We start from the raw sequence: 12,696 nt of genomic DNA, 5'->3' as shown, positions 1-12,696 counted from the left end.
TCATATGTGATAAATTTCTGTATGTTTGATTCTAACGTTGCAAATATTTTATCCAAGCTTGTGGTAAATCATAAGTAATTGTTCCATTAAATGACAACAGTATAAATGAAAGAGTGGGAATACCCACTCTTTCGGCAAAAGTCTCATATGGCTAAGTATACCATACAAACCAAACGGTTACAAGTACAGTGTAATCCTTCTCAACTTACTAGAATAAGGCTATCTGGTCCGACGCCGGCAGATGTTTAACTACTTCGTGTTGGCTGAGAATTTCTATCACAGCTGTGGAGACCTTACCTCTAAAACGTAAATCCTCCACAGAAGTAAAATGGCGCTGTTGGCGAGCATTGACTATATTAGCAGCCACTTGCCCACCCACTCCCTGTAAGGCGGCAAATGGTGGTAGAATACCTTCTGTATCAATGAGAAACTCTTCAGCAGATGACTTTTCTAGGTTAACATGCAGCAAACGGATCCCACGGCTAAACATTTCCAAGGCAACTTCTAGGATAGTCAGTAAGCCTTTCTCCTTTTGGGATAAAGTATTACCTTTAGCTTCTAGTGCTTCAATCTCTTTAACAACTCTTTCCCGACCTTGAACAATGAGCTGAGCATCAAATTGATCAGCTCTCACCGTAAAAAATGTCGCATAAAATGCCTGCGGATAATACACCTTAAAATAAGCAATTCTATAAGCCATGGTTACGTAAGCCACTGCATGTGCTTTGGGAAACATGTATTTAATCTTGTTGCAGGAATCTATGTACCAGCTGGGGACATTACACTCCCTCATCTTTTCCACGTATTCAGCCTTGAGACCCCGTCCTTTACGGACATCCTCCATTATCTTAAAACTTAAATCCGAGGGCATTCCTTTGTAAATAAGAAAAACCATAATGTCGTCACGGGTTGAAATTACCTGAGAAATAGTGGCCTTCCCCCCCCGGATTATTTCTTGTGCATTATTTAACCACACATCTGTACCGTGAGAGAGTCCGCTAATTCGAACCAAATCGGAGAACTTCTTCGGTTTAGTATCCAATAACATCTGCCGAACGAAGCGAGTGCCAAACTCGGGAATCCCATATGTCCCAACGTCAGAACGGATCTCGGTCGGTGTAACATTTAATGCTGAAACACCGGAAAACAAAGACATTGTTTTATGCTCGTCCAATGGAACTTTCTTGGCATCTACCCCGGTTAAATCCTCAAGCATTTTAATGGCAGTAGGGTCATCGTGACCTAAAATATCCAGCTTCACCAATCTGCTGCTGATGGCATGATAATCGAAATGTGTCGTTACAATTTGCGACGAAGTATCATTTGCCGGGCGTTGAATGGGGCTGAACTTATGAATATCCAAATTCTGTGGTACCACCATTAAACCGCCGGGGTGCTGGCCGGTAGTACGCTTAACTCCGGTAATCCCCTGCACCAGTCTATTAATCTCTGCCGTTTTTGCCATTTGTTCTCTTTCATTAAAGTAATTCTTTACGAAACCAAAAGCTGTTCTTTCAGCAACTGTGGCAATGGTACCCGCACGGAATACAAAATCCTTGCCAAAAAGTTCTTCAGTAAATCGATGGGCTCTTGGCTGATATTCACCGGAAAAATTCAAATCAATATCAGGCACTTTGTCGCCCTTGAAGCCCAAAAATACTTCAAAAGGAATGTCGTGACCATCTTTGCTCAGGGTCGAATCACATTTTGGGCAATCTTTGTCCGGCAGGTCCACACCCGAATTGACTGAACCATCCTCGATAAACTCTGTGTAACCGCAGTGTTGGCATAAGTAATAGGGTGGTAACGGATTCACCTCTGTTATACCGGTCATGGTAGCAACAAATGAAGAACCTACTGACCCCCGAGAACCGACAAGATAACCATCCTCATTTGATTTCTTGACTAACTTATGTGCAATTAGATATAATACGGCAAATTCATTGCTGATGATGGCGTTTAGTTCCTTATCTAACCTAGCTTTAACCAAGTCCGGTAAAGGATCTCCGTAAATTTTTAAAGCTTGGCTTGTAGCCATACCTACAATTTCTTTGTCAGCCCCAGGTATTTCAGGTGGGTGAAGGTTTTCAGGGATGGGGCGTAATTCCTTTATGCTCTCTGCAATAGCCCGTGGTGTATCAATTACCACTTGATGAGCGACTTCTTCTCCTAGATAACCGAACTCATTCAACATTTCTTCCGTGGTATGAAAGTAAAGCGGCGGTTGTTCTGAATCGTCATAGCCTTGACCGCTCATTAGTATTTTTCGATAAATATTATGTCCAGGGTCAAGGAAATGAACATCCCCGGTGGCAACTACCGGTTTATCTAATTCCCTGCCAATGCGCACCAGAGATTGATTCAGCCGATGCAGGTCTTCCTGATCGGACACTTTACCCAGACGGATTAAGAATAAATTGTTTCCGTCTGGCTGAATTTCAATATAATCGTACCATCGGGCAATTTCTAACAATTCATTCTCTTCTGCTCCATTTAGATAGCCTTGTATTAATTCCCCCGCTTCGCACGCGGTACCTAAAAGGAGACCTTGACGATGCTCATTCACTAAACTACGTCGTAATAACGGCTTTCGATAAAAATGATATAGATGCGAATGCGACACTATTTTATACAGGTTTTCTAGACCCTGCTTGGTTTTAACCAAAATAATTATATGATATCGTGGCGAATTATTGTCTTTACGCCAATCATCATTAACCAGGTAACCCTCAACACCATAGATAATTTTTATACCATGCTTTTTCCCTGAATCAAAAGCTTCAGGAAATGCTTGTACTACCCCGTGGTCAGTAATTGCCACGGCGGGGTGACCCCATTTGGCGGCTCTAGCTATAACTGCGTCAATGTCGGTCACCGCATCCAAGGAACTCATTTTGGTATGTAGATGAAGTTCCACTCTTTTCTTATCAGCATTGTCTTCCCGAACTATAGCTTCAGCAACATTAATGTCGTAGCAAAACAGTGTTAGTTCTTGGGTATATTTGTCATATTGAACAGAACCGCGGACTTTTACCCACGTATCCTTTTTAATACTTTCACACCATTGTTCATCTTTTTCCGCGAATGCTTTAACAGTAATAGAGTCCGTGCCATCAGTAATATTAAACATTATTAGTTGGCGTTCACTCTTCAATTGCCGAATATCAGCTGAAAATATTCTGCCAGAAACCACCACTTCTTTTTCCTCATCTTTTATCTGGTTAATGGTAATTGCTTTCTTTCCTTCGCTGATGCTTTTGCCTTTGATCACCCCAGGTGCAGTACTGTTTTTCTGCCTCTTATGACCCGCCTTTCCGTTATTACCGGTGGGAGGAGGAACAGTAACCTCTACTTTTGAAAGGTAAGTTTCTTTTAATTTATTGGTATCTACCGCTTCTGTGTCAGTTTGAATAAGTTCCACACTGACATCAGTCTTAAGCAGCCCCTTCAGCCATTCCCCTAACATAGCAGGAAAATCTTTTTGCAGCAGGTATTCAATACCGATGGTCTTGTCCAGCCCTAAATAAAGCGTATTTCCTTTGACTTCAGGACGGAACTCCTTTGACCAACTGTTCACCATGGGAAACTGATGGCATACTGTCTCCATTAGTAAATCCCAGCGGTCACACAACTGGGATAAAGAGATATCATCTAACTGGTAATCGACGCTAATGGAAACCTGAAAACCCAAGCTGTCCTTCATTAGTTCAGTTAGACTGTTAATCGCCTGCTGAGAAACCAATTCATCGAACTGGAGAGCAATCCGCCATAAACATCTTTTTTTGTTTACTGTTACTTCGGATAATTTCCCTTGATATAACACTTGTAATAAATGATCAGGCAGGGCCAACATCTCTTGAAGCTTGCTGACCCAGGACCGGTCCGAAGAAGCTTGCAATTCGACTCCCACAACTCTTCCTCCTTTGAGACAAATTCCGGCCGGTATCTTTGTTTAGGACCCCTTTTTAACATATTGGGCGATTTCCCAATACATTTTTAGCCGAGCTAGAAGACCCTTTACCATTCCTAATTTTTCTTCTTTCATGACATGGGTCAAGTCTTTAAGTTCCACTTCCTGCACCCGGAGGTTGTTTTCCGAAGCGTATCTGGTAAGTGCGATCTCCACACCAAAGCGTGTTACTTCCAGATCGCTAATCTTTTCAATTATCTCACGTCTTACTGCCCTCTGGCCGGATAAAAATGGCGCAAAAAACTGCGCCAAGTCTGTAGCAAAGCGGCCATGCCCAAAAACTCCAACTGTCATATCCATAGCGCCCCGACAAACAGGAAGAATAAGGTCGGTGACATGCTTTTGAGTTAGGCCTATCAAATCTGCATCTAAAAATAATAGAATACTATTGAGAGAATGCTTTACTCCCACCATCATAGCGCCGCCTTTGCCAAGGTTATTAGATAGTGAAATTACCCTGGCGCCGGCATTGGTTGCCTCGATAGCAGTATTATCTTCAGACCCATCGTCGACGACAATCACTTCAGTAACTAAGGGAATCAAAACTGCACTACTGACCACATCCCCAATAGTTTTCTCTTCATTATACGCTGGTATCACTACAGAAACTTTCATACTTTCACCCCTCGCAAGACAACCCTTACATACTATGCCGCCGGAGCATTATTATGAATTACCCAGATACTTAGGCTGACAACTTTTGATTAGATCACGAACGACCTCCGTGATTTTTGTCACTGCAAGATTTTTATTCACAGCCTCTTCAGCACCTGAATGGCGCAATTTAATGTCGACGGAATTATCCTGAATGGTCTTTTTACCTACCGTAACCCGTATAGGATACCCGACCAGATCAGCATCTTTGAACTTAACTCCGGCCCTTTCATTTCGGTCATCCAAAACGGCTTCAATACCTGCTTCTAAGCACTGCCGATAGAGTGCCTCTGCCTCCTTAACCTGTTCATCTTCTTTGGTGGATACAGGTATAATCACCACATGTGCCGGTGCTAGGGTAATAGGCCAGATAATACCATTTTGATCGTAGTTCTGTTCAATTGCTGCAGCTATAGTGCGGCTGACTCCAATTCCATAACAACCCATCACAAAAAACTTTTCATCACCATTCTCATCGGTATACTTTGCATTTAATGATTGGCTGTATTTTTCACCTAACTGAAATATTTGGCCAACCTCAATGCCCCTGGCACTTTCTAGACTGCTGTCACACTGTGGGCATGGTTCACCGGATTGTACCATACGCAGGTCCGTAAAATCATCAACCTTAAAGTCCCGGTTTAGGCTAACTCCAGTATAATGATAGTCGTTCTTATTGGCTCCTGTTACCGCACTTTTAATGAATGCTACTTCTTGGTCCGCCAATATTTTTATTTCTAAACCCACAGGTCCTACAAACCCCACAGAGCACCCTGCCATACGCTCTACATCCTCCGGTTGGGCTAATTCCAGCTGAACACACCTGAGATGGTTTTGCACTTTAATATCATTAACCTCTCGGTCACCCCTAACCAACACTGCTACCATTTGGTCATCTGCCTTATAAAACAATGTCTTAATAAGCTGCTTTTTAGCTACACCTAAATGACCGGCCACCTCTTCAATGGTACGAACATTAGGCGTATGCACTAATTGGATTTCACTTTCGGTTCCCACTACAATTTTATCCGGTACGGCTTCTGCTTTTTCCACATTAGCTGCATAATCACATTTTTGGCAATAGACCACTTGGGCTTCGCCAGCTTCCGCTAATACCATAAACTCATGGGTGGTACTGCCGCCAATTGCACCGGAATCTGCTTCTACCACACGAAATTGAAGCCCACAGCGCAAAAAGACGTTAGTATAGGCCTTGTACATCTTCTCATAACTTTCCTCTAATCCCGTTTGGTCTTGGTCAAAGGAGTATAAATCCTTCATAATGAATTCTCGCCCCCGCATGAGACCAAAACGAGGTCGTTTTTCATCACGATACTTATTCTGAATTTGATAAAGTAAAATCGGCAGCTGCTTGTATGAGTTTACTTCATTTCGCACCAAAGACGTTATAATTTCTTCATGGGTAGGTCCCAAACAAAATTCCCGTTCATGACGGTCTTTTAAGCGGAACATCTCCTGCCCATAAACTTCCCATCGTCCCGATTCCTGCCAAAGTTCTGCCGGCTGGATAATTGGAAGCATAACTTCCTGCCCGCCAAACCGGTCCATTTCCTCTTTTACAATTGCTTTAATTTTTTCAAGTACCCTCATCCCTAAAGGCAGATATGTATAAATGCCGGAAGCAGCTTTACGCATTAAGCCGGCCCTAACCAAAAGCTGATGGCTGATTACTTCAGCTTCAGATGGGTTTTCCCGCAGCGTCGGCATCAATAGTTTGCTGACTCTCATTGTTATCCTCCTCGCTTATAATCTTATCTATTTCTTTCACCAATTGGGAAACCAAATCCTCCTGGCGCACCCTTTTTACAACCTTACCGTGGCGAAAAATTAAACCCCCATCTTTACCACCGGCAATACCCACGTCCGCCTGGCGAGCTTCCCCCGGCCCATTAACAGCACAGCCCATTACTGCAACAGTAATGGGTTTCTTTATATTTTTGATTCTTTCTTCAACCTCACGCGCTACCGCTAGCAGATCGAGCTGACATCGCCCACAGGTTGGACAAGATATTAATTCTGCCCCATGCTTGGCCAGACCCAATGCCTGCAGAATGTCTAATGCTACTTTTACTTCTTCCACAGGATCACCGGTAAGTGATACCCGAACTGTATCACCTAATCCCTGGGATAATAAAACACCAATACCTACCGCCGATTTAACAGCGCCCCTTCCAGGCAGACCTGCCTCAGTAACACCGATATGGAAAGGATAATCAACCTGTTTTGAAAGAAGCTGATAAGCTTCTACCATTAACGGTATGTTAGACGCTTTCAATGAAATCTTGATATCATGAAATCTTTCCTGTTCCAACAGTCTGATATGCTCTATGGCACTGTCAACCATTGCTTGAGCCGTTACTCCACCATACTGCTTAAGATGTTCTTTTTGCAAGGAGCCGGCATTAACACCGATGCGAATCGGGGTCCCCGCAGCACTGGCTCGCTCCATTACCTGGCGTACTCTTAAAGCACCACCAATATTCCCCGGGTTTAACCGAAGTCCGTCAACTCCCTGGTTAATCGCTTCTATTGCTAATCGATAATTGAAATGAATATCGGCAATAATGGGTAATTCCACAGCTTTTACTATTGGGCCAAGTGCATCCGCCGCCTCTTTGTCCGGAACCGCAACTCTTACAATCTGACATCCCGCATCGTGCAGCTTTTGAATTTGATCAATTGTCGCAGAAATGTCCCGAGTGTCAGTGTTGGTCATGGATTGAACCGATACTGGATGGTTACCGCCGATTGCTACATTGCCCAGATGAATTACTCTCGTTTGTCTTCGTGTAAACATTCCCCATCCCCTATCTAGCCCAACAGCTTAGCAATATCATTGTAGGTAATTACTATAATCAGCATCATTAACAGCGCAAACCCAATCAAATGTATCATGTTTTCCTTATCAGGGTCCAGCGGCCGGCCTCTCAATCCTTCAAAACCCAGGAATACCAATCTACTGCCATCAAGGGCCGGAATGGGAAATAAATTAATCAATCCTAAGTTCAAACTCAGAAGAGCGGTAAAATTCAACAACGTACCGAAGCCAAACTTCATTGCCTGCCCGACCAAACTATATATACCTACTGGTCCGGAAACTTCCGCCTCTATTTGACCGGTAAATGTTTGGATAAAGCCCACTAAAATCAGTTTGGTGATTTCGTAACTTTGCTCCAATCCCAGCCAAATAGCACCAAACAAACCATGTCTTTCCCAAGATTGTTCTATGCCGATGAGACCGACATTATATTCAGGATCCAGCTGGGGCACCGCAGTAAACTCGCGTTCATCTCCATTACGGACAATACTTAAAGAAATTTCTTGATCCGCTTTATTATGAATTATTCTAACCAAATCCATCCAATTAGTTACCTTCTGCCCATCCACGGCAGTAATTCTATCCCCTGCCATCAGACCTGCCTCGGCAGCCGGTTTGTCAGGTAGAACCCTTCCCACTACATTGGCATCGGAGGGTACTCCTAACACCATGAAAACTACTACAAACAAAATTACTGCTAAGATAAAGTTCATCAAAGGGCCGGCAAAAATAACACTCATCCTGGCCAAAACAGTTTTATCATTAAAGCCCTGTCCTTCAGGTACCTCTAGGTCGGATTCCATTCCTCCCATACGTACGAAACCGCCAATGGGTAATGCACGCAGTGAATAAAGAGTCTCTCCCTTTTGCCTGCTTACAATTTTTGGGCCCATACCTAAGCTGAACTCCTCCACATAGACGCCAGCCCTTTTGGCCACAATAAAATGCCCCAACTCATGGATAAAAATTAACAGACCAAAAATTATTACGGTTGCCAGTAAAGTCATTATATCACCGTCCTTTTGCTTCAATCATATGGGATACCGATTCTCTGGTGTCAGCATCCACTTGAAATATGTCGTCCAGATTAGGGTTATTATTAACCTGATGTTTCTCCATTGCCCTTTCAACTACCGCAGCAATATCCAAGAAACCTATTTCGTTTTTTAAAAATGCCTCTACAGCTACCTCATTGGCAGCATTAAGCACCGCCGGCATGGTACCGCCAATTCTTCCTGCAGTAAAAGCCAATTTTAAGGTCGGAAAGCCTTCTAAATCCGGTTTTTCAAAAGTGAGTTCACCTACTTCAGCTAAATCCAGCGGTTTCAGTAAACCTACCCATCGGTGCGGATAACTGAGAGCGTATTGAATAGGAATCCGCATATCAGTCACGCCCATATGTGCCAAAATAGAACCGTCCACAAAACTGACTGCAGAGTGGATAATGCTTTGAGGATGGACAACTACCTGGATGCTGTCGTAAGACACGTTAAAAAGCCAATGGGCCTCAATCACTTCTAATCCTTTATTCATCAATGTGGCCGAATCAATACTTATTTTTCTTCCCATATTCCAATTAGGATGTTTCAATGCCTGAGTGGGTGAAACGCCCTTTAATCTTTCTTTGGTCCACCCTCGAAACGGCCCTCCTGATGCCGTTAAGATAATCTTATCCAAAGCCTGTTTTTCACCTTGAAGGCATTGAAAGATAGCTGAATGTTCGCTATCCACAGGGATGATTTTAGCCTGATAGTCTTGAGCCAAGTTCATCACGATACTACCTGCAGTAACCAACGTCTCTTTATTTGCCAAGGCAATGGTTTTGCCCATTTTTATGGCCGCCACGGTTGGTTTTAGACCGATCGCACCACTTACAGCAGTAACTACGACATCTACTTCGGGTAATGATGCCACTTCCTCTAAACCATTCATTCCTTCAAGAACATTGGTCTTTAAATCAGAAACCCGCTTTTTAAATTCTACTGCAGCCCCATGATCATATACCACTGCATATGCAGGTCTTAGCTGCCTCACTTGACGCTCTAAAAGCTGAATATTACGGTTAACCGCTAGGGCTACTATTTCTATTTTTTTATGTTTGTCAGCGACTGCCAAAGTCTGTCGCCCAATGGAACCACTTGAACCAAGTACTGCGATCTTCAAAATACCCTCTCCCTCACTAAAACCATCGTGAAAACAAACCTGCTCTGGCTAATGCTTTAAATAATACTAAAATCATTGGCCCCAGAACAATTCCCACCACTCCCATCACTTTTAAGCCAATATACATAGCCATCAGGGCACTTAATGGGTGAATGCCCACCTGAGTCCCAATAACCTTTGGCTGAAGCAGCTGTCGTACCACCACAACAGAGCCGTAAAGAAGCAGTAAAAATAAGGCAAGTTTCTTTTTCCCTAAAACAAACTCAATAATAATCCAAGGAACAAACACTGCACCGGGGCCAAGTACGGGTAGTATATCTACCAGTCCTACCACAACACCCATCGTCAATGCATAATCAACACCCATAATACTTAAAAATACTATGGTTTGGCCTGCAGTAACGACAATCAAGAAAATCTGGGCTCGCAAAAAACCTACTATAGCGCTTTCCAATTCCTCCAACACAGAAGCGAATTTTTCTTCCCACCGATCAGGTAAAACCTTGAATAAAGTTGCGACAATTAATTCTTTATCTCTGCTGAAGAAATATGTGGACAGTAGAGCTACTAATGTTATTAACAAACCGCTTGGCAGTCCTGCTAACATAGCAAGCAGTAAATCGATGGTATTTGAGGCTATCACAGAAAGCAGCTCGATTAAATTATCTACAGTACCCTGAAGTCGTGTGATTACCTGCTGAGGCAGCTCAATATCAACATACCAATTCTGCAACCTCTGCTGTAAGAGTTTAACTTCTGCATTAAAAATAACCGAGTACTGAGGAAGCGTCTTGGATAATTTTTCTAACTCCACAATCAATCGTGAAATAATGCCGATAGTGATCGTAGCTATAATGGTAAGAAAAAACATCATAGTACCAATTACCGCAATTGGCCTGCTCATTTTACCGTGTTTTTGCAGATATTTCACTATCGGGTCAATAATAGTAGCCAAAAGAAACGCTATAATAAAAGGCAGAAAGACTGGAACTAAATAATGAATGGTTCCAAGCATTGCAGGGCCGATATAATAATACAGTAGAAATAACGCAGACAACACCAGTGTTAGTAATGCCATCCGGTTCAACCATTTTTTTAACCCATCAGAGGATTTCACTTTGAGACCACCTTAAACCTTAATCTATTATTAACCAGTAAAGGAAAATATATGCAATAGGAGCAGCCATTAACAAACTGTCAATCCGGTCCAGCATACCGCCATGACCTGGCAAAAGATTACCGGAATCCTTAACCCCGGCACTCCTTTTTAAAGCTGATTCTATCAAATCACCTAATTGTCCTGCCAGTGAAATTAACAAGCTCAAGAAAAACATATGTAATAAGGAAATTTGCCAAAGAGATGTAAACACCATTCCTACCGCCAACGCGCTACCTAAACCACCAAAAAAACCGCCCCAGGTTTTCTTGGGGCTTATTTGAGGCGCAAGTTTCCTATTTCCCCAAGTCCTGCCAATGAAATATGCGCCGCTATCAGTAACCCAAATCAACGTTAACAAACCTACGACCGCCCAAACACCCCATTGCTGACGAAGTAAATAAACAGATGATATGGCGATACCGCTGTAGACTGCACCAAAGTAACTAAGCATTAAGCCGCCAATGTCGACATCAGGGTAATAACGAAGCATAACTATTAACGTAAAAAATAAGGATAAAATCAAAGCAGTGAACATGGCACCAAAATTACCATAATAAGCCGACAAGATAATACCCAACATGCTAGTAAAGGCAGCCAATGGATAGCTTCGGTAAATATTCTTAGTCAATATTAGCCACTCATTCAAGGCTAGAATAGCTACAACCAATAGGGCCAACGCGAATAATTCACCGCTGAAGACTGTAGCAATAACTAAGGGAATTCCTATTAATGCTGTAATTATTCTGTTAATAAGCATTACGCATCACTCCGGTCTTTAATACCTCCAAAACGGCGGTCCCGGTTTTGAAACTCGAACAGCGCCTTATAAAAATGGGGTTTGCGAAAATCTGGCCAATAAATATCGGTAATCCAAAATTCTGTATAAGCCAATTGCCATAACAAAAAATTTGAAACTCTAAGCTCACCGGAAGGACGAATCAATAACTCTGGGTCCGGCATGTTGCGGGTGTATAAATAACTTTCGAACACATTTTCATCTATGGACTTTAGGTCAATTTTATTATTAACCACGTCTGCCGCCAAAGCCTGAACAGCTTCTACAATTTCTAATCGTCCTCCATAGTTTAGAGCGACATTAAGCACTAATCTATCGTTTCTGTAGGTTTTTTTTCTAGCAATTTCCAGTTCGCGACGGGCCTCCTTCGGCAAAGCATCCAGTTTACCAATAGGGTTGATTTTAATACCGTTTTTGTGAAGTTCCTGCAACTCTTTACGTAAATATTCCACTAATAGATTCATCAGCACACTGACTTCTTCTTTTGGCCTCTTCCAGTTCTCCGTAGAAAACGCATAAACTGTAAGATAGGAAATCCCTAATTCACGGCAAGTTTCTACTGCAACTCGTAGGGATTCAACCCCTGCCCGGTGACCAGCTGCTCTGGGCAGTCCTTTTTCGTGGGCCCATCGACCATTACCATCCATAATAATTGCTACATGTCTAGGCAGTAAACTGCTGTCCAAATTTTCAGGGCCGATTTGGGTAGCCGATTCCTTGTCTTTTTTAAAAAACAACACAATAGTTCCTCCTTGTGCCATCAGCCATTACGCCATCCTAATCTTTAATATAGCATATCCATTCTGATAAAAGGGATTTAACCATAAGGAGCACCCCTCAAACAACCTCTGGGTAGAGGCGATTACCATTAACAGACAACTCCATATATTTAATGAAACCCCCTCATTTAGAGGGGGTTCGAGATATTATTCTTCAATAATTGCGCCAGTTGGGCAGGACTCTAAACAAGTGGCACACTCAGTGCACTCATCACCGTTAATGGAGAAGATGTCATCTCCTTCCATAATAGCACCTACAGGACACTCATCGGCACAAGTACCGCATGCTAAGCATTCTTCGGTAATCTTAATAGCCATCTGCTGCCACCTCCTTTC

Annotated in this window: 10 protein-coding genes; all 10 read right to left on the bottom strand. The window is 42.7% G+C overall.

Going from position 1 to position 12,696, the window contains the following annotated elements:
• Positions 1-208: 208 nt before the first annotated feature.
• Positions 209-3,910 (bottom strand): PolC-type DNA polymerase III, encoded by a 3,702-nt coding sequence (locus MFMK1_RS10565; protein WP_366921675.1) that lies wholly within the window; start codon positions 3,908-3,910, stop codon positions 209-211.
• Positions 3,911-3,952: 42 nt separating this feature from the next.
• Positions 3,953-4,585, bottom strand: coding sequence for a glycosyltransferase family 2 protein (locus tag MFMK1_RS10560; RefSeq protein ID WP_366921674.1), 633 nt, complete (start codon positions 4,583-4,585; stop codon positions 3,953-3,955).
• Between the two features lie 51 nt (positions 4,586-4,636).
• The gene (locus MFMK1_RS10555) at positions 4,637-6,373 is read right to left on the bottom strand and encodes a proline--tRNA ligase (protein WP_366921673.1); all 1,737 of its coding nucleotides are present in this window, start codon (positions 6,371-6,373) and stop codon (positions 4,637-4,639) included.
• Positions 6,324-7,442 (bottom strand): flavodoxin-dependent (E)-4-hydroxy-3-methylbut-2-enyl-diphosphate synthase, encoded by a 1,119-nt coding sequence (ispG, locus tag MFMK1_RS10550; protein WP_366921672.1) that lies wholly within the window; start codon positions 7,440-7,442, stop codon positions 6,324-6,326. The genes MFMK1_RS10555 and ispG overlap by 50 nt, the downstream gene beginning before the upstream one ends.
• A gap of 14 nt (positions 7,443-7,456) precedes the next feature.
• Positions 7,457-8,470, bottom strand: coding sequence for an RIP metalloprotease RseP (gene rseP, locus MFMK1_RS10545; protein ID WP_366921671.1), 1,014 nt, complete (start codon positions 8,468-8,470; stop codon positions 7,457-7,459).
• Between the two features lie 4 nt (positions 8,471-8,474).
• On the bottom strand, positions 8,475-9,629 hold the full coding sequence (locus tag MFMK1_RS10540) for a 1-deoxy-D-xylulose-5-phosphate reductoisomerase (protein ID WP_428846304.1): 1,155 nt from the start codon (positions 9,627-9,629) through the stop codon (positions 8,475-8,477).
• Between the two features lie 13 nt (positions 9,630-9,642).
• Positions 9,643-10,743: a sporulation integral membrane protein YtvI gene (gene ytvI / locus MFMK1_RS10535; RefSeq protein WP_366921669.1), complete on the bottom strand. Its 1,101-nt coding sequence runs from the start codon at positions 10,741-10,743 to the stop codon at positions 9,643-9,645.
• 19 nt (positions 10,744-10,762) lie between these two features.
• Entirely contained in the window at positions 10,763-11,542 is a 780-nt protein-coding gene (locus tag MFMK1_RS10530) for a phosphatidate cytidylyltransferase (RefSeq protein ID WP_366921668.1), read from the bottom strand.
• Positions 11,542-12,321 carry an undecaprenyl pyrophosphate synthase gene (uppS, locus tag MFMK1_RS10525; RefSeq protein ID WP_428846266.1) on the bottom strand — a complete coding sequence of 260 codons (780 nt, stop codon included), beginning with the start codon at positions 12,319-12,321 and terminating at the stop codon, positions 11,542-11,544. Before uppS ends, MFMK1_RS10530 begins: the two co-directional genes overlap by 1 nt.
• A gap of 186 nt (positions 12,322-12,507) precedes the next feature.
• The gene (locus MFMK1_RS10520; protein ID WP_366921667.1) at positions 12,508-12,678 is read right to left on the bottom strand and encodes a DUF362 domain-containing protein; all 171 of its coding nucleotides are present in this window, start codon (positions 12,676-12,678) and stop codon (positions 12,508-12,510) included.
• Between the last annotated feature and the right edge of the window lie 18 nt (positions 12,679-12,696).

This window comes from Metallumcola ferriviriculae (genome assembly GCF_035573695.1).
GTDB lineage: Bacteria > Bacillota > JADQBR01 > JADQBR01 > JADQBR01 > Metallumcola > Metallumcola ferriviriculae.
The sequence above is the reverse complement of the archived record's forward strand: the minus strand, read 5'-3'. Positions and strand labels throughout refer to the sequence as shown.

Coding starts and splice junctions, on each gene's coding strand:
- MFMK1_RS10560 (WP_366921674.1), bottom strand. CDS start 4,585: ATGAAAGTTTCTGTAGTGATACCAGCGTATAATGAAGAGAAAACTATT.
- MFMK1_RS10555 (WP_366921673.1), bottom strand. CDS start 6,373: ATGAGAGTCAGCAAACTATTGATGCCGACGCTGCGGGAAAACCCATCT.
- ispG (WP_366921672.1), bottom strand. CDS start 7,442: ATGTTTACACGAAGACAAACGAGAGTAATTCATCTGGGCAATGTAGCA.
- rseP (WP_366921671.1), bottom strand. CDS start 8,470: ATGACTTTACTGGCAACCGTAATAATTTTTGGTCTGTTAATTTTTATC.
- MFMK1_RS10530 (WP_366921668.1), bottom strand. CDS start 11,542: ATGCTTATTAACAGAATAATTACAGCATTAATAGGAATTCCCTTAGTT.
- MFMK1_RS10520 (WP_366921667.1), bottom strand. CDS start 12,678: ATGGCTATTAAGATTACCGAAGAATGCTTAGCATGCGGTACTTGTGCC.